Source organism: Dyella choica (genome assembly GCF_003977665.1).
GTDB lineage: Bacteria > Pseudomonadota > Gammaproteobacteria > Xanthomonadales > Rhodanobacteraceae > Dyella_B > Dyella_B choica.
Genome location: NZ_RYYV01000035.1, coordinates 1 through 19,926, shown reverse-complemented (window position 1 = coordinate 19,926; position 19,926 = coordinate 1). Strand labels below are relative to the sequence as shown.

At 61.5% G+C, this 19,926-nt stretch carries 9 protein-coding genes; 2 read left to right on the top strand and 7 right to left on the bottom strand.

Translation table 11 applies throughout. The features are described from left to right. Nucleotides 1–383 precede the first annotated feature (383 nt). Nucleotides 384–9,143 carry a YDG domain-containing protein gene (locus EKH80_RS22635; RefSeq protein ID WP_126687073.1) on the top strand — a complete coding sequence of 2,920 codons (8,760 nt, stop codon included), beginning with the start codon at nt 384–386 and terminating at the stop codon, nt 9,141–9,143. Between the two features lie 43 nt (nt 9,144–9,186). After that, nucleotides 9,187–10,863 carry a ShlB/FhaC/HecB family hemolysin secretion/activation protein gene (locus EKH80_RS22630; RefSeq protein WP_230473889.1) on the top strand — a complete coding sequence of 559 codons (1,677 nt, stop codon included), beginning with the start codon at nt 9,187–9,189 and terminating at the stop codon, nt 10,861–10,863. A gap of 225 nt (nt 10,864–11,088) precedes the next feature. On the opposite strand, the gene EKH80_RS22620 is transcribed toward EKH80_RS22630, so the two are convergent. The 7 genes from EKH80_RS22620 to EKH80_RS22590 all read right to left on the bottom strand — a co-directional run. Then, complete coding sequence (locus EKH80_RS22620; protein WP_126687072.1) at nt 11,089–12,207, bottom strand: alpha-hydroxy-acid oxidizing protein; 1,119 nt, start codon at nt 12,205–12,207, stop codon at nt 11,089–11,091. Nucleotides 12,208–12,218: 11 nt separating this feature from the next. Next, nucleotides 12,219–13,502: an aminotransferase-like domain-containing protein gene (locus EKH80_RS22615; RefSeq protein ID WP_126687071.1), complete on the bottom strand. Its 1,284-nt coding sequence runs from the start codon at nt 13,500–13,502 to the stop codon at nt 12,219–12,221. Between the two features lie 69 nt (nt 13,503–13,571). Further along, a complete protein-coding gene (locus EKH80_RS22610; RefSeq protein ID WP_126687070.1) occupies nt 13,572–14,786 on the bottom strand; it encodes an ABC transporter permease in 1,215 nt (404 codons plus the stop codon). Nucleotides 14,787–14,798: 12 nt separating this feature from the next. After that, nucleotides 14,799–16,112 (bottom strand): ABC transporter permease, encoded by a 1,314-nt coding sequence (locus EKH80_RS22605; RefSeq protein ID WP_126687069.1) that lies wholly within the window; start codon nt 16,110–16,112, stop codon nt 14,799–14,801. A gap of 129 nt (nt 16,113–16,241) precedes the next feature. After that, nucleotides 16,242–16,757: a VOC family protein gene (locus EKH80_RS22600; protein ID WP_126687068.1), complete on the bottom strand. Its 516-nt coding sequence runs from the start codon at nt 16,755–16,757 to the stop codon at nt 16,242–16,244. Nucleotides 16,758–16,803: 46 nt separating this feature from the next. Further along, the gene (locus EKH80_RS22595; RefSeq protein WP_126687067.1) at nt 16,804–18,411 is read right to left on the bottom strand and encodes an MBL fold metallo-hydrolase; all 1,608 of its coding nucleotides are present in this window, start codon (nt 18,409–18,411) and stop codon (nt 16,804–16,806) included. Nucleotides 18,412–18,446: 35 nt separating this feature from the next. After that, nucleotides 18,447–19,926: thioesterase domain-containing protein (locus tag EKH80_RS22590; RefSeq protein ID WP_230473888.1), on the bottom strand; the 1,480-nt coding region annotated here is incomplete at its 5' end.

Below are 19,926 nucleotides of genomic sequence, written 5' to 3'. Positions count from 1 at the left end.
AGGCTGCCGGCTCGGCGATCAGGCCGTAAGGGGGAACGGTGCACGCAAAATGTTGCGACCGGTGCAGACAGCTTGAAGGGCGACGATGGGCGTGCGGGCGCCGAGTGGCATCTTGTGATCCACGTCAGAAATGGGCAGCATGGCGGCCATGCGCAACACGAGTTCTTGAGTTTCAGCAACCTCAGGCGTTGTTGATTTCGCTGCGGCAGCACGCTGTGGCCGGTGGCGAACGAGAAAGTTGGCACAAAAGCTGCCGTAGCTTTTGGGGTATCACTGTTCGAGGGGGCGCGCCGCTCGTGCTAATCGCGTGATATCGGTCGAGCCACTACCGCATGACATGAAGTCTGGTGCACCAGTGTGAGCGCTACACAGGGGGCAATCTGATGAACCATATCTTTCGGTTGGTCTGGAACCGCCGGCTGGGCGTGCTTCAAGTGGCGTCCGAATTCGCCCGTGGCCGTACCAAGGGTGGGCGCAGTGCTGAAGGCGGCACACGCCGTGCCGCTTGGCTGGCGGGTGTACCCCTGAGTCTGCCCCTTCTGGCCCTGGCGGCAACGCCGTCTCCCGGCAACGGCACGACGACCGCAGCCGCCACGGCCACTTCCGCTGTGGCGGCCAATGCACTGCCCACGGGCGGCCAGGTCACCGGCGGCGCCGGTCACCTGGCGCAGCAGGGCAACACGCTCACCATCACCCAGCAGAGCCAGAACCTCTCACTCAACTGGCAGACCTTCAATATCGGCAGCCAGTCCAGCGTGGACTTTGTGCAGCCCAATGCCGGCGCCGTGGCGGTCAACCGCATCGCCGATACCAATGGCAGCCGGATCTTCGGCCACCTCAACGCCAACGGCCAGGTGTTCCTGATCAATCCCAACGGCATCCTGTTTGGCCAGGGTGCGCAGGTGAACGTGGGAGGTCTCGTCGCCTCCACGCTGGACGTCGACGACAGCGCCTTGGGTAGCGGCTCGCTGAGCTTCCGTGGCACGGGCAAGGGCAGGGTGACCAACCTGGGCACGATCCATGTCACCGGTGGCGGCTATGCAGCCCTGCTCGGCAACCAGGTCAGCAACCAGGGGGCGATTCATGCCCAGCTGGGCAGCGTGGCGCTGGCCGGTGGCAGCGCGGTGACGCTCAACTTCAACGGCGACAAGCTGGTAAGTGTGCGGGTGGACCAGGGCACGCTCAACGCGCTGGCGCAGAACGGTCAACTGATCGAAGCCAATGGCGGCAATGTCTGGATGACGGCCGGTGCGCGCGACAGCCTGCTCGCCAGTGCGGTGAACAACACCGGCACCATCGAGGCGCAGACCGTCCAGAACCGCAGTGGCCACATCGTCCTGCTGGGTGGCATGGATGCGGGCACCGTTGCGGTGGGTGGCGTGCTCGATGCCAGCGCTCCCAACGGAGGAAGCGGTGGCCAGATCGAAACGAGCGCAGCGAGAGTCAACGTTGCCAATAACGCAAAAATCACGACGGCCGCTCTGCTTGGTCTGTCCGGAACGTGGTTGATCGACCCGAATGATTTCACCGTCGCGCTCTCTGGTGGTGACATTACGGGCGCCGCACTCAGCACTCAGCTGAGCGGTGGCAATGTCGTTATCCAGTCCAGCGCGGGTGGTACCAGCGGCAGCGGCAACGTGAACGTGGATGACACGGTGAGCTGGGGCTCGAACACGCTGACGCTGGATGCGCAGAACAACATCAATATCAACGGGACGATGACCGCCAGTGGTTCGGCGGGTCTCGCATTGAACTACGGCGGATACAACGGTACGACCGTTACCACGCCGGCTGCGGGCACCAGCGTCAACGTGGGACTGGGCGGCAGTGGCTTCGCTGGTCAGGTGAACTTTACCGGCAGCAGCACGCTGAGCATCAACGGACAGGGCTATACGTTGATCAGTAGCGCTACCGCACTGCAGAACAACGTGGGGACGAGCGGATTCTATGCGCTGGCGGGAAATCTGAATCTCTCGGGCGGTTTCACACCGATCGGTACCAGCACCACGGCGTTCTCGGGTGTGTTCGACGGGCTTGGCCACACCATCACCGGCCTTACTGTCGCGGGGAATTCCTCCCTCACCGATGTGGGTCTGTTTGGGGCATCCTCGGGCACGATCCGCAACGTTGGCTTGCTGGGGGAGAGCGTTTCCGGCGCAGCCTCAGGCACGTCTTTGAGCCTGCCAATTAGCATCGGCGGTCTGGTGGGCGATAACTCAGGCACCGTCAGCAACGTTTTCACAACGGGAACGGTTAGCGGTTCTGGTGATAGTGAGAATATTGGCGGATTGGTTGGCACTAACGAATCCAGCGGCACTATCAGTAACGCTTACGCCATGGGAGCGGTTAGTGGGTCGTCATTTGGAGACTATCTCGGCGGTCTCGTCGGGACCAACGACGGCACGGTTAGCAATGCCTATGCCACAGGTGCGGTGAGCGGTTCCTATGGCGGCGGCGCCGCGGCGGACTATCTCGGCGGGCTGGTCGGCTATGACACCGGCACAATCCAGAACGCTTATGCAACGGGCAATGTGTCGTGGAACTCCGGCGGGACTAATAACAACAATGCGATTGGCGGGTTGGTAGGTTTGATGAGCGCTGGCACGATCATCGACACCTATGCCACAGGCAGCGTGTCGACTGGTGATGCAAGCGATCAACACGGCGGTCTGGTTGGGTCTGTCACGGGCGGCACGACTACGGCCAGCTATTGGGATACGCAGAGCACCAATCAGCAATACGGGACTGGCGGTGCCGCCGCAACCGGGATGACCGGCTTAGACAACACTCAAATTTTGCAGCAGAGCAGTTTTTCCTGGACTCCCGCAATCAGCGGCGGCAGCGGCGCCACCTGGCGAATCTACAACGGCTACACCGCACCCTTGATCGAAAGCCTGTTGATTCCGCTGACGATCAGCACAAGCAACCAGACGGTGACGTATAACGGAACCAATCAGGACACGACGGTGTTGAGCTACTCGCTGCCATCGCCGAATCTTTCGGCGATCACGCTGGGGCTGACGGCCGCGCAGCACGCGGGCGGCTACTCCGAGAATGTGTCATCGGCGTATTCCAGTAATTACGATTTGAGCTTCGGCGCGACGAGCGCGACCCTGACCATCAATCCGGCGACGCTGACGCCGACGCTGACCAACAGCGGCGTGACCAAAACCTATAACGGCACCACCGCCGCACCGGTCGGCTTTACCCCTACGTACAGCTTTAGCGGGCTGGTCCCCGGCGATACCGGCGCCAGCCTGACCGACACCAGTGCGAGGTACAACAGCGCACACGTGGTCAACGCAGCCAACGTCACGGTAGCGGGCCTGAGCATCAGCGGCATTACCGGCAGCAACAGCTCGCTGGCGAGCGATTACACCTTGGCGTCCACGAGTGCGAATGTGGCCGCGACCATCACACGCGCCATATTGACGCCGAGATTGACGAACATCAACGTGACCAAGGTCTATAACGGTACGACCAATGCACCGGTCGGCTTTACCCCAACGTACAGCTACCTGGGTTTGGTCGTGGGCGACACCGGCGCCATCCTGACCAACACCGGCGTGGCCTACAACGGCGTGCACGCGGGCAGCGCCTCTCGCATTACCGTATCGGGTTTGCGCATTCTCCTCGTTACGGGCAGCAACGGTTCGCTGATCAGCGATTACACCTTGGCGCCCAACAGCGCGAGTGTGGCGGCGACGATCACACCCGCGACACTGACGGCGACGCTGACCAACAGCGGCGTGAGCAAGACCTATGACGGCACGACGAATGCGCCAGGCGGCTTTACGCCGACGTACAGTTTCAGTGGCCTGATCTCCGGCGATACCCGCGCCAGCCTGTCCAACACCGGTGCGGCTTACAACAGCGCCCACGTGATCGGCGCCACCAGCCTCACGCTATCGGGGCTGAGCATCAGCAGCATTACCGGCAGCAACGGTTCGCTGGCCAGCGATTACACCTTGACCTCCAGCAATGCGAATGGGGCGGCGACGATCACGCCAGCACCGGTGACTGCATCGCTGTCCAATACCACCAACGTCACCAAGACCTACGACGGCACCACGGCGGCACCAGGTGGATTCAGCCCGACGTACAGCGTCTCGGGTCTGGTATCGGGCGACAGCGCTACGGTGAGCAGTTCGGCCACGCCGGTGTTCAATTCGACTCACGTCGCTTCCGCAACGGCAATCACGCAAGGCGGTCTGACGCTGGCATCGATCACCGGTAACGGTACCGATAATTCCGTGATCAGCGATTACACCTTGGCGAGTACAACCGCTTCCACCGGCGCGGGTGTGGCTAGCGTCTCGCCGATCGTGCTGACGACTACGGCACCGACCATCGGCGGCACGCTGACCAAGGTCTACGACGGCACTACGGCAGCGGCGGGTGCCAGTTTGATCGGCGGCAGTGTCAGTGGTGCGCTCAGCGGCGATAGCCTGTCGCTCAATGCCACCGGCATCACGTTGGCTTACAACAGCAGTCATGTAGCCAATGCCAGCAGCATCAGCGCCAGCGGTAGTCTCGGCGTGAATCTCCTTTCCAGCACCAACGGCAGCCAGAGCACTGACTACAGCCTGTCGGCATCGACCATCACTTCGGTGGCTGCGACCATCACGCCGGCGCCACTGACACTGGCACTGACCAACAGCGGCGTGACCAAGAGCTACGACGGTACGACCTCTGCACCGGTCGGCTTTACCCCGACGTACAGCTACCTGGGTTTGGTCTCCGGCGATACCGGCGCCAGCCTGACCGACACCAGTGCGACGTACAACAGCGCGCACGTGGTCGGTGCCACCAGCCTCACGGTATCGGGCTTGAGTATCAGTGGCATTACCGGCAGCAACGGTTCGCAGGCCAGCGATTACAGCTTGGTCTCCAGCAGCGCCAATGTGGCGGCGAGCGTCATCCCCGCGACGCTGACGGCGACGCTGACCAACAGCGGTGTGGCCAAGGCCTATGACGGCACGACTGCTGCGCCGATCGGCTTTGCGCCGACGTACAGCTACAGTGGACTGGCTTCCGGCGACACCGGCGCCAGCCTGACTGACACCAGCGTGGCTTACAACAGCGCACACGTTGTGAGTGCCGCCAACGTCACGGTATCGGGTCTGAGCATCAGCGGCATTACCGGCAGCGACGGTTCGCTGGTCAGCGATTACATTTTGGCGTCCAACAGCGCCAATGTAGCGGCGACGATCACCCCCGCGATACTGACGGCGACGCTTACCAACAGCGGTGTGACCAAGACGTATGATGGTACGACCAATGCGCCAGGCGGCTTTACGCCGACGTACAGCTACAGCGGCTTGGTCTCCGGCGATACCGGCGCCAGCCTGTCCAACACCGGTGCGGCTTACGACAGCGCGCATGTAGCCAGCGCCACCGACGTCACGGTATCGGGGCTGAGCATCAGTGGTATTGCTGGGAGCAACGGTTCGCAGACCAGCGACTACACCTTGGCATCCAGCAGTGCGAATGTGGCGGCGACCATCATGCCAGCACCGTTGACGGTAGCTCTTTCCAATACCACCAACGTCACCAAGACCTACGACGGCACCACGGCGACACCAGGTGGATTCAGCCCAACCTACAGCGTCTCGGGCCTGGTGTCGGGCGATAGCGCTACGGTGAGTAGTTCGGCGACGCCAACATTCAATTCGGCTCACGTTGCTTCGGCAACGGTGATTACGCAAGGCGGTTTGTCGCTGGCATCGATCACCGGTAACGGTACCGATAATTCCGTGCTCGGCGATTACACCTTGGTGAGCACTACCGCCGCCACCGGTGTGGGCGTGGCAAGCATTTCGCCAAGGGTGCTGACGGCTACAGCGCCCACCATCGGTGGCTTTCTGAGCAAGACCTACGACGGCACTACGACGGCGATGGGTGCCAGGTTGGTTGGCGGCAGTGTCAGTGGTGCGATCAGTGGCGATAGCTTGTCGCTCGATGCCACTGGCATCACATTGGCTTACAACAGCAGTCATGTAGCCAGTGCCAGCAGCATCAGCGCCAGCGGCAGTCTCGGGGTGAATATCCTTTCCAGCACCAGCGGCAGCCAGAGCACTGACTACAGCGTGGCGCTGCCAACCATCTCCTCGGTGGCAGGAACCATCACGCCGGCTCCCCTGACACCGGTGCTGATCAACAGCGGGGTGACCAAGAGCTACGACGGTACGACCTCTGCACCGGTCGGCTTTACCCCGATGTACAGCCCCTTGGTTTTGGTCCCCGGCGATACGGGCGCCATCCTGACCGACACCAGTGTGGCCTACAACAGCGCGCACGTGGTCGGCGCCACCAGCCTCACGGTATCGGGGCTGAGTATCACTGGCATTACCGGCAGCAATGGTTCGCAGGTCAGCGATTACTTTTTGGTGTCCAACAGCGCCAATGTGGCGGCGAGCATCACCCCCGCGACGCTGACGGCGACGCTGACCAACAGCGGCGTGACCAAAACGTATGACGGCACGACCGCTGCGCCGATCGGATTTGTCCCGACGTTTAGCTACAGTGGACTGGCTTCCGGCGACACCGGCGCCAGCCTGGCTGACACCAGCGTGGCTTACAACAGCACGCATGTGGCCAGCGCCAGTCGCATCACCGTATCGGGGCTGAGCATCAGCAGCATTATGGGCAGCGACGGTTCCCTGGCCAGCGATTACACCTTGGCCTCCGGCAGCGCGAGCGTGGCGGCGACGATCACCCCCGCGACGCTGACGGCGACGCTGACCAACAGCGGCGTGACCAAAACGTATGACGGCACGACCGCTGCGCCGATCGGATTTGTCCCAACGTTTAGCTACAGTGGGCTGGCTTCCGGCGACACCGGCGCCAGCCTGGCTGACACCAGCGTGGCTTACAACAGTACGCATGTGGCCAGCGCCAGCCGCGTCACCGTTTCGGGGCTGAGCATCAGCAGCATTATGGGCAGCGACGGTTCCCTGGCCAGCGACTACACCTTGGCCTCCGGCAGCGCGAGTGTGGCGGCGACGATCACCCCCGCGACGCTGACGGCGACGCTGACCAACAGCGGCGTGACCAAAACGTATGACGGCACGACAGCTGCGCCGATCGGATTTACCCCGACGTATAACTACAGCGGCTTCGTCTCTGGCGATACCGGCGCCAGCCTGACCGACACCGGCGTGGCTTACAACAGTGCGCACGTGGTCAGCGCCAGCGATGTCACGGTATCGGGACTGAGCATCAGCGGCATCGTCGGCAGCAACGGTTCGCAGGCCAGCGATTACAGCTTGGTGCCCAACAGCGCCAATGTGGCGGCGAGCATCACCCCCGCGACGCTGACGGCGACGCTGACCAATAGCGGCGTGACCAAAACGTATGACGGCACGACCGCTGCGCCGATCGGCTTTGCGCCAACGTATGGCTACAGCGGACTGGTCTCCGGCGATACAAGTGCCAACCTGTCTGACACCGGCGCGGTTTACAACAGCGCACAGGTCGCCAACGCCACCCGCGTCACCGTATCGGGCCTGATCATCAGCGGCATTTCCGGCAGCAACGCTTCATTGGCCAGCGATTACACCTTGGCGTCCGGCAGCGTCAGCGTCGCAGCGACCATTACACCGGCCACCCTGACGGCCAGCCTTGTCGGCCCGATCAGCAAGGTGTACGACGGCACTACCGTTGCAACGCTCACGCCGATCGATTACACGCTGAGCGGCTTTGTCAGCGGGGAGGGCGCGACGGTGACGCAGACCAGTGGCGCCTACAACAGCAGCAACGTGGCCAACGCCACCACGGTCACGGCGACGCTGGGCGGCAGTGATTTCATGGCCAACAGCGGCACCAGCCTGTCCAACTACAGCTTGCCCACCAGTGCGAGCGGCGCGGCAAGCATTACGCCGGCGTTGCTGGTAGTGACGGCGAATAATGCCAGCAAGACGTATAACGGTATTGCCTACAGTGGCGGCAATGGCGTGGTTTACAGCGGCCTCGTGAATGGTGAAAATGCGTCGGTGCTCGGTGGCACACTGGTCTACGGTGGAACGTCACAAGGTGCTGTCAACGCCGGTTTCTACACCATCACGCCGTCAGGGCTGAGCTCGAGCAATTACACGATCAATTACGGCAACGGCATGCTGACGGTGAGTCCGGCCACGTTGACGGCCAGCCTCACTGGTACGGTAACCAAGGTGTACGACGGCACCACGGCGGCGACGCTGGCGTCGGGCAACTACAGCTTGACCGGCGTGATCGGCAGCGATGCGGTGAGCCTCAATGATCCCACGTCCGGTCTCTACGCCACAGCCAATGCCGGCAGCGGCATCAACGTTCAAGCGAGCGGTCTGGCGATCAGCGGCAGCGGCGTGGGCAATTACATACTGGGCAACAGCACAGCCATCGCAGCCATCGGCATGATTACCCCGGCTCGACTCACCATTACGGCCAATAGCGCCAACATCACCTACAACGCGCAGTCGTACAGCGGTGGCAATGGCGTTACTTATAACGGTTTCGTCGATGGGCAATCCACGGCAGTGCTGGGTGGTGCGCTAACCTATGGCGGCAGTTCACAAGGTGCCTTGAACGTGGGCAGCTACACACTCACGCCTAGTGGCCTTACGTCGAATAACTACGCCATCGCCTACAACAGCGGTATGCTCACGATAATGCCGGCCACGCTGACCTATGTGGCGACACCGGTGCAGGTGTTTGCCGGCCAGACGATCCCGACGCTGACCGGCACGGTCACCGGTTTCCAGGGGAGCGACACCTTGGCCAATGCCACCAGCGGCACGCTGACCTTTACTACCCCGGCTACCGCACAAAGCCCGGCCGGGGAATACGCCATTGCCGGCCATGGACTGGCCGCGAATGATGGCAATTACACGTTCGTGCAGGCCGCCGGCAATGCCCTGGCGTTCAACGTAGTGGTCAACAGCGAAGTGGCGTTGCCGGGCGTGGCATACGTGCAGCAGCTATTGGGTAAGCCGGCGCCCATCGGCACCGCGCTAGCGCCGGGTAGCCTGCTGGTGTCGACGATGGCTGCATCGGACGAGTCTGCACCGGCCACCGTGCCCCTCCGGTCCGCCATTTCAGCCGCTACGTCCGATCTCTACGCGCCGGATATACGCGTGGTGGGCGGCGGTGTGCGTCTGCCATAACAACTAAAACTCTCTCTTTTCCTCGTTTTTGGGATACCTGCCTGTGATCGGATCAACCATTGTGCGTTTGTCGCCCCTAGCCATGGCCCTGTTGGCGGCTTCCGCGTTTGCGCAGCAAACGCCGCCCACCAGCGGTCAGCTACTGCAGCAGGCGCAGCCTCCGCAGCAACCGTTGCCCAAACGTGAGCCGGGGATACAGATCCAGGCGCCCGTGACCGCCCCTGTCACCGATAACACCCCTTTCGAGGTGAAGCAGATCGTCGTTGGCGGCAACACGACGTTCGATACCGGGACGCTGCACGCACTGGTCGCCGACGGCGAAGGCCACACGCAGACGCTCGCCACGCTCGCCGTCCTCGCGCAACGCATCACTGACTACTATCGCTCCCACGGTTATCCGTTGTCCCGCACTGTGGTGCCGGCACAGGCGTTGAGTGACGGTGTGGTGCAGTTCAAGGTCATCGAGGCGCGCTACGACCGGGTGCAGGTGGCCAACCACAGCCGTGTCCAGACGAGCCTGCTCAACGCCAGCCTCAGCCCGCTGCAGAGCGGCCAACTGGTCACGCAGGAGGCCCTGGATCGTCAGCTGTTGTTGTTGAACGATCTGCCGGGAGTACAGGGGCATGCGGTGTTGGGTCCCGGCAGCGCGCCCGGTACCAGCAATCTCGATGTCGATGCCCAGGCGCTGCCGCGCGTAACCGGTAACGTTACGCTGGATGACGGGGGAGATCGCTACACCGGCCGCATCCGTTTGGGCGGCAACGTGGCCGTGAACAATCTGGTCGGCCTTGGCGATCAGCTCAGTGCGGGACTTCTGGCCTCCGACGAGCACATGCGCTATGGCCATCTGGCCTATGACTTTACGCTCAATGGGGCTGGGACCCGGTTCGGGCTGGCGTACTCGGCGCTGTCCTATCAATTGGGCGATGGCCTGACCGACCTGCATGCCCGAGGGCATGCTACGGAGGCGAGTGCGTGGTTGTCTCAGGCCATCGTGCGCAGCCCCAACACGAATGTAAGTGCCCGGCTGGAACTGGACCATCATCATTTGGCGGACGACACCGGCAGCACCGGCGTGCACGATGATCGCCACACCTGGGACTGGACGGCCAGTGGTGCCTTCGATCATCGCGATGGCTGGGGCGGAGGCGGAGTGACTCAGGCGCAACTGTCGCTGACACGAGGACAGCTGGGCTTTGACAATCCTGCGGCGAAGGCTGGCGACTCGGTGACAGCTCACACGCAGGGGCACGAGCTGCATTGGGATGGCAGTGTGAGCCGCCTGCAGATGATCACTGCCACGACGCGCCTGTACGTAGCGCTCAGTGGCCAGTACAGCCATCACAACCTGGACTCTTCCGAGCAGTTCCTGCTCGGGGGCATGCAGAGCGTGCGTGGCTACGAAGTGAGTACGTTGGCGGGTGCTTCCGGTTACCTGGCCACGACGGAACTGCGCCATGACCTGAGCCTGCCGGGCGGAGCTTGGGCCGGCAGTGTGTTTGCCGACCAGGGCGGCGTATGGATCAACCCACACCCATGGGCCGGTAGCACCGGCAGCAACCATGCCACGCTGAGCAGCGTGGGTCTTGGCCTGAACTGGGCCGGTCCTGATCAATGGATAGCGCAGGTGCAAGTGGGTCAGCCGGTGGGCAGCACGCCTGCGTTGGCGGGCAGGCGCCCGTCCACGCGGGCGTGGGTGCAGATCAGCAAGGGGTTCTGAGGTGGCAACGCCTACTTTCGTTGGCGTCACCGGTCTGCCGCGCGCAGGTTCGACCTAGCTGTGCCAGCTGCTCGCGCAGCATCCGGAGATTCAGTGCGAAGGGCATAGCTCGCCGCTGTGCAACACGCTGCTCGGCATCCGGCGGACGATCAGCGACGATCAGTTTTTCCTGTCGCAGCTGGATTCATCGTTCGAGACCAGCTATGCGCACCTGGCCTCGGCGTGTCAAAGCAAATATTCCGGCGAAAGCTGTGCCACGGACGGGCAGCCGATCTGGGCAAGCGTTATGTCCATTTCGCGCTTCAGCAGGCGCAAAACCTCTCTTGCGCCGGCTTCCCCGCGAGCCGCCAGGCCATAAAGGACGGCTCGCCCGATCAGGATGCCGGATGCTCCCATGGCGAGGGCTTTGACGACGTCGCTGCCGCGGCGGAATCCACTATCGACCAGCACGGGCTGCGATATGTTTTCAACCACCTGCCCAAGCACTTGCATGGGAGAAATGCAATGATCCAGTTGTCTTGCGCCGTGGTTGGAAAGGATCACGCCATCGGCACCTAGCTCGACGCACCGTTGTGCATCTTCGGCACGCAATATGCCCTTTACCAGCAGCCGCCGTGGCCATGTTTCGCGCAGCCTGGCCAGGCTGGACCAGTCAAAAGACGCATCCATTTGGCGCCGAAGCAACGCAGTCTGCAAATCCAGGCTTGCTTGCTGCTGCTGAGCCATATTGGCCATGCGGGGCAGGCCGTTGCGCAGCAAATGCCACAGCCATCGCGGATGCCTGATGCCATCGAGCACCAAGCCTGGACTGAAACGCAAAGGGAACGCGAATCCATTGCGGCGATCCCGTTCGCGGTTTCCGTTTACGACGACATCCACCGTCACAACCAAGGTTGAATAGTCAGCCGCTATCGCCCGTCGGATCAGCTGCCTGGTCAGGTCGGCGTGGATCGTGTAGAGCTGAAACCACAAATCACCATCCACCTGTCGTGCAACGTCTTCTATCGATGCATTGGATGCGGTCGATAGAATAAAGGGCAACCCCTCGCCGGCCGCGGCTCTGGCCAGAGCGATATCGCCCTCGGGCCACAACAGCCCATTGAGCCCGGTGGGAGCAATCAGCAAGGGGGCGGCGAGGGGCCGGCCAAGCAGGCTGGTGGAAAGATCGCGTTCCGACACATTGCGCAGCCGTAGGGGCTTGAAACGTATGTGCTGGAAAATCGCCTTGTTGTGCTCGATCCCGTGCTCGTCTTCCGCGCCTCCGTCGAGATAGTCAAACACGATGGCTGGAAGACGCTTCCTGGTCAGACGGCGAAAGTCTTCGACATTGACTGGCGCTATCACGCGTGCTGCGCCTATAGGGCCGATGCCGCGACCGGGGACTCGCGCTCCCTCGTCCCCATGCTCTCCAGCCTTTGTGTTACGTAGCGGCTTAGCGAAGCAACGCCGGAAGCTATGTCGTCCCTGTCCACGGCGCTAAAGGCGAGTCTTATGCGCCGGTCCTGGGAATCATCGAGCGCAAAAAAGGCCAGCGGCATGACGATGACCTGGAACCTTGTCGCGCATTCAACGACGGCATCGGCCGTAAAGCGGAACGGAAGATCCATGGAAAGAAAGAATCCGCCGTCAGGACGATTCCAGCTTATGTCCGGGTGCGGCTCAAACTGCTTTTTCAGTGCCTGCAGCATGACCTCGCGATTATCGGCATACAAGTCCACGGTCGGTCGTATCCAGTCGCGCAAACTGCAGTCATGGCGCAACAGGATCCCGCCAACGATGGCCTGGGTGATGGGGCTGGTGTTTACCGAGACGAAGCTCTTGCGCTCGGTCAGCTCTTGAAAGAGCTTCGCAGAAGCCTGGCGATCACCGAACAGCGTGTGCGGCAGGCAGGCCGAGCCCACACGGACGGCAGGGCAAATGGTCTTGGAATAAGTCGACAGGTAGATCACGCAGCCGGCTTCATCCAGCGCAGCCATGGGTGGAATGGGGCTGCCCTCATAGCGAAACATGCCATAGGGATTGTCTTCCAGTATCACGATGCGATGCCGTTCGCATGTGGTCAGAACGGCACGTCGCTGCACTTCGCTCAGCGTGCGGCCGGTCGGATTGTCGAAATCCGGAATGAGGTACAGCACGCGCGGGCACCGCCGTTCCAGGCGAAGCTGCTCGATGCACTGCTCCAGTGCGGTGATCAGATCGTCACCAGCGCTAGGGATGGCCTTGATCGCCACCCCGCAAGCCTGCGCCGCGCCGGTGGCGCCGATGTAGGTGGGATTGCATACAAGGGCGACATCGTCAGGGCGCGGGCACAGTGCGCTTAGGCATAGGGCAATGGCTTCCTGGCAGCCAGCGGTGATGATCAGCCGGTTTGCGTCGGCGGGAACGCCTTCGTCCCGGCGAAGTTGCGTCGCGACAAGCGTGTTGATGACGCCGGCCGTGCGTCCGTACTGCAACAGCTGGGTAGTGCTGCAACCATAGTGGTCGATGGCCTCGCGCAGGGCGTCTGATGAAAGCCTGCCGAAGTAGCGCTCGGTCGGGCGCCCTGCTGCAAGCGCAATCGCATCGGGAAAGTTGCCCGAGACCTCGTTGAGGAAGTTCATGACTGCGGCGTGCGAGTAAGTTTGCATGATGGCGGTCATCCGGCTGAATTGCTGAAATAGGCGGCTCTGGTTCCTGGCCGTCCATGTGCATCTTGCAAGGGCATTGATCTAGTTCGCCTGAGTGGCGACCGCAGGTGATATGCGTGCAGCACGCCATGCGGGCCACAGTACGCTGAGCTGGCCGAGTCCGAGCACGATCACCGCGCCGGCAACAATATAAATCTGCGGTAGCCGGTCCATCTCGAAGTGTTCGACGATCATCGTATTGGCGAGATTGGCGAGAATCACGCCGATGATCGCGCCGCAACCTACCACCAGAAGGTTTTCAGTATGGAAGTAGTGGAGTATGTCAATGCGCCGCGCGCCCAACGCGCGACGAATGCCAATCTGGCGCTTGCGTTGAGAGACCCAATAGCTGGTCAGGCCAACGATGCCCAATCCGGTCACCGAAATCAGCAGCAGTCCCACGCAAGCAAGAATGATGGCGGTCGCTCGGTAGGGCCGGTATGCCTCCGAACGCGTCTCGTCGAAACCCTGGACGTTGGCGATGGAACGCGAACGGCTGATCTGGCTCAACGCAAGCTGAGCCGCCTGGATGGCGGCATCGCGTCGACCAGGCTTGGCGCGTACGACGTACAAACTGGCCGGCGCTTCCCACAGAAATGGCACCAGTACCGCATATTCGGCCGTCTGCGAAGACGTGGAAATCCGTGCTGCCTGCATGCGTTTGACAATGCCTACTACCGTGGCCGGAGATTTGCCCAGATAGATCGCTTTTCCCAGCGCATTGCCCTGCGGAAACAGCCGTTGCGCCAATGCGTCGGTCAGCACGGCCATCGGTGCGGACTCCGGATTGTCGTGGTCGCTGTCCATGTCGTGAATTTCGTCGGAATGGAACCAGCGCCCGGCGGCCAGTTGCAGGCCCAATGCATTCAGGCCGTGTTGATCCGTGAGATAGACGCTCGCCTCAGGGTTGTCCTTGGTTTGGACCGGACTGATGGCCACCGGGTAGTGATAGCCGCCACCCCGCAAGGGGAGCCCCGTGGTCGCGATCGCGTCTTCGACATCCGGAAGTGCCCGCAAGGCAGAGAGATCGACCTGCACGCGAGACTTGTAATCCGTGGTGTTACTTCCCCAAAGATTGTAAAACGAAAAAAGGCTTGCTTCGTCGACACCGCTGGGGCGGCTGATCAGACGGGTCTGTTGCTGCACAATGAATAGCGCGTTGCAGACGATCGCCACGGTTAGGGCTATTTGCAGCACGATCAGTATCGCCCCCATCGGATTGCGTCGCAGCGCTGAAAGTATCGGCCAGACATTCATGATGGGTTTCCTTTAGCGAGCCCGTAGTTGCATGGCGGGTGGTGTCCGACTGGCGCGCCAGGCAGGATAAAGTCCGGCGCAGATCGTGCTCGCGACCGCAAGCGTCAGGGTGATAAGCACAAGCATATTGTCGATATGCGTGATGCGCGCCAGGCTTTGGGCAACAATGGCGCGCTCCGCTGCGGCGCCTGCCACCGTGAGGGAGAGACCTGCCAGTCCGCCAAGCAGACCCACAAACGCGGCCTCTATAACGCACTGGATCAATATGTCGCCCTTCGTCGCTCCGAGCGCACGACGCACCCCTAGATCGGCAGTGCGCCCGTTGAGCCGTGCCAGCATCAGGCCCACGGCGTTCACCATGCATACCAGAAGAAACCCGAACCCCAGGAGCACGACCACGCGCAATTCATTGGGAATGACCTGCTTGTAACGCATCCATTGGCGTACGTCGCGAAGCCGGGTCATGGGCAGCCAGCTGAAGCGGCCGGATCGCTGTTGTTCGGTGGCGTACTGGCTCAGGAAAGCGTTGTAGCGCGTCACCGCTGCTGCATCGGGTAACTGCACCCAATATTGCAGCCATACGCAATTGGAATTGAGCATCCCTTGCCAGCCAGCCCCGGGAGCCGGAGCGACGTCGCATTCGGTATGTCCGTTACTGTCCATTTGCCGATCGATGGCGGTGGCAAATGGCAGGTAGACGCCTTCCGATTGCGCCAATGCGTCGCCGCTGAGGTCATAGAAGCGCGGGGTCGGATTCCAGGGTTTCAGCACGCCCGCTACACGATAATCCTGACCATTCAGGGTCACGGTCTTACCGACGGCATCCTGATTGGAAAACAGGCGTTCGGCGGTGCGTGCGCTGAGCACCACGACCCGTGCGCGTGCCGCTTCTTCCGCGTCGGACCAGGGGGCGCCGGACTGGAACGGCGTATCGAACATGCGAAAGAAGGCGGGCTGGGTCGCTCGTGCGGACACTGCCAGTTGTGACAGCGACGGATTAGGCGGCGTCACGGTCATTCTCGTTGGATACATGGCCGCATGCTGTTCACCTGCCGGCGCACGCATCAGCGCAAGCACATCCCGGTAGCTGAGCAGATCCGGCGGCTCGTCGGTTTTTTCCCGCGCTTGCGGACCGATGCTGTCGAACTGGGGTACGAACAGCTTGCCCGATTTGCCGGGTATCGGGTCGCCGGACATGACGTGATAGATCGTGAACGTACTCATGGCGCCGCCGATTCCGATCGCTACCGTAAGAACGGTCAGGAGGCTTAGCGCCATGTTCCGCCTGAAGCCGGCAAAGGCAATTTTCAGATAATACGTAAGCATGATCGTTTCCTGCGTGGGAGCGCATGCGCGTGGCGAGAAGATTCCATTTTGAGTTACCCCGCAATGAAGTACGAAAAAGCATGCGGCCGGTACACGCAGGATCGGGACGGTACGCAACTCGCCGTGACGCTAGTAGGCATCGGCTTTTTCCAGTTGATCAAACAGGTTCTGTACGTTTTCTTCCAGGAAACCGCCTTCGGAAGTGCGCTCGATGAACTCGAAAGAGAGGCCGGAATTGGAGTCGCGCGCCGTGAACACCTGCTTCAGGCCAGGGCCTTCGATGACCGACGTATCGAAGGAAATGCCAAAGCCCCCCAGTTGTTCGGCCGCTGAATGGGCTTCGTCCACCGCCAGGGCGATATGCGCAACCCCCGGGCCGTAGTTGCTGATGAGGCGAGATACCTGGGATTCCGGCTCCGTCCCCTGGCACAACACGAATTTGATTTCGCCGTGGGTCATTTCCGCCGACAGCATGCCGGTACGCCGGCCCTTGATGTGAAGACGACGCTCCAGGTTGAATCCCATCACGTCGGTGAAGTATTTGATGGCCTCCTCCACGTCGTGCACGGCGATGGCGATATGGTCGATCTTGCGGAAGACGGGACGCTGGGGGCCACTGTTGTTGCTGTCATTGTCTTGATACATGACTGCTCTCCAAATGGTGAGTGGAAACCGCGGTTAACGGTGGCGCTTAGCAATGCATCGTTCGGCAGCCATGGAGTCGTTCGGAGACGATGCCGGCCGCGCGGCACCGTTGCACAAACTTGTCCGATTCAATGATCTGTTTGCTTTGCGCCGTGTACTGCAGGCCGGCGACAAATTTGAGCCATGGTTCCTGGCCCAGCGCGTATACGTAAGCAGTCTTGCAGCCGAGTTCGGCCACAATCGTCCATGCGCGGTCCGAATCGGAGCCCGACAACCTGCGTGAATCGTCATCTTTGCGATGGATGGGCTGCGGCAAGTACGTGCCGTAGAGCCAGGTAAGCGGCGCGCCGTCGCATTCCATGCCTACAAACAGCGTATCCACCTGGCCGATGCGCTCGGCAATGCGGCGGTACAGCTGGCGATCCTTGCCATCGGAATCGGCCACGAACAGGAAGCTGCGGCCCTTCAGCTTCACGTGCATGGCGTGCTTGCTGCTGATGCTCAGGTCGGCATGCTCGCCGTAGAAGGGCAGGCTGGTGATCTCGCCATCCGGCACGGGAATGGCGTCCATGGCATCCATCACTTCCACGTTGCTGAAGCCCAGGCTGTTCAGCGCCAGACGCATGGATGGATCGGCGATGCTGTACGTGTTGTTTCGCGGCACCAGAATGCGGCCGATGCGGCCGCGTAGCTGCAGCAGCACTTCCGGACAGAAGTGGTCCTGGTGGTTGTGCGTAAGGAATACGTAGTCGATGTGGTCGGGCAGGTCGTGGAAGGTGAGTCTTCCTTCGGCGTCGTCATGGTCCCAGGTGACGAACGGGTCGATCAGGATGGAAACTTCCTTGCTCTGCAGAAGCACGCAGGCGTGACCGAAGTAGCGCACCCGCACGCCGTCGCCCGTGTAATCGGGCTGATCGCGCCGGGGTGAATGGGCGGTGAAAAAATCGCCGAAGGCGGCGCGCCGATCTTCAGGCACTGCCAGCGCGTCGCAGATGTCCCGGAATGATGCGGCGCGAGTCCTGGCGGAGGCGATCAGGTCGACACGCCGGTCCGCAAACGGCATCGGCAATATCATGCGATCAGGCGATTCCAGGCGCGGCGTATTCAGAAAGAAGTTGCGCTGATCGTCCTTTTTGGTGGTAAAAGCCAGCTCCTGTGCATGCCGGTGGTGTATGGCGCTGCCGTAGATGAGCTCTTCCAGCATGCGTAACGTCGGGCGATTGGCGAGGTCGTAGGCAACTTCCGCCGCGCCTGCAAGCGAATCGGGAAGCTTGGCGTAGATATGATCCAGGCTGTGGCCACTTTCGGTTTTCAGCAGCTGCCGGTCGATCTGCATCAGGTCGTTGGCAAACTCGATCAGTGGGGCGCCGGCTTGCAGCGTTTCCTGAAGCAGTTTGCGTACGGACGAAACATCACTTTGCTTGAGCTCCAGAAAGGTTCCGCCCAACAGCTGCGGATTTTTCGAAGCGGCCTCGTGCACTCCAGGATTGGCGACAAAAGACTTCAGCATCGGTATCTGGCGGAAGGCCAGGTTCATCGCCATTTGTACCGGCGAAACAAGGTGGCCCCACGCGTACCAGCGATAGGTAAGCGGCTCGATCTTGACGTCGCTTTTGAGACAGACCTGTTCATCCATTGTTGCTGCTGTGGTCATGACGGGTTCCGTATATGAGTGCGCAGTGATCGTGGTTAGCCGGTTGTATCTTTGGTGACGGATAGCAAGGGTGAATTGGGTTCCGGTGCCGCGGCGCCTGTGCACAGGTCCATGGCGCTGGTAATCACCCTGCCAATCTGCGGACAGAAAGATGCATCGAGCATCCGGTAGTGATGGGCCGGCACCTGATGGACGTGAATCGTTCCCAGCACATGGGGCGCCCAGCGCTCGATGGGTAGAGACGCATCGGGGTCGTCACTGTGATCGGCACGGAAAAACCAGACGTTTCCCAAATAAGGCGAAGGCTTGAAGCAGGCCGAAACAGCGATCGCGCGCATGAACTGTTGCGTCATCCAGATCAGCACTTCGCGATCGTCCGGCATGATCGCGCCATGCCGGATCCAGGTGTCGAGCATGGCGTCAACGGTATCGCCGTCATTCAGGGATACCTCAGCGTCGCGGCGATAGTTCTCCATGACCGAAAGCAATGAACGCCGCTCGGTATCCACGTAACAGGCATCGGATAAGGCTTCCATATGCCCCTGATCCGGCGGATAGGCATCGATCATGGCGAGCAGTTCAACCTGTTCGCCCGCGTCCTGCAGGCGAGTGGCTACCGCATGAGCCATGACGCCACCCACTGACCAGCCAAGCAGCCGATAGGGGCCGTTGGTCTGGATGCTGCGTATGGCCTCAATGTAGTGGCTGGCTTCCGTCTCGATATCCACCACGCCATCGTTCGGTGCGTGCAAGCCGTAGATCGGACAGTCGGCCTGGATGTGCTCGACCAGCGCCATGTAGCACCACGGCAGGCTTCCTGCCGGTGGCAAGCAGAACAGGGGTGGCTGGGTACCTGATGTGCGCAGCGGGCTGATCTCTGCCTGTTTACGCACCTCCGGCTCATCCTTCAGGCAAAGCGCAAGTCCGGCTACCGTAGGTGTTTCGAACAACGCCCGAATCGGCAGATCCTCCTGCAATGCGGTGCGTATGCGGCTGACCAGGCGCGTGGCAAGCAGCGAGTGGCCGCCCAGCTCGAAGAAATTGTCGTCGACACCTACGCGTTCCAGGCCGAGCACTTCGGCAAACAGCGCGACCAGTCTCTCCTCACGAGGTGTACGCGGCGCACGCTGGCTGGACACGGTGAGCGCAGGTGGCGGCAGCGCCTTTCGGTCGAGCTTGCCATGGGGTGTAAGTGGCACCGCATCGATGACCACGAAGGCAGTGGGCAGCATGTAGTCGGGCATGATCTGCGCCAGGGCTTGCCGCAATGCGCTCGTATCCAGGGGCGCGCTTGAGGCACGCGCAGGCACGATATAGGCGACCAGTTGCGGATGACCGGGGCGGTCTTCGCGCGCGATTACCTTCGCCTGCGCGACCTTCGGATCACGCAGCAGGCCGGCTTCGATTTCGCCCAGTTCGATGCGATAGCCGCGGATTTTCACCTGTTCATCGGTGCGGCCCAGATACTCCAGCCGTCCGTCTGCCAGCCAGCGCACCCGGTCGCCGCTGCGATAC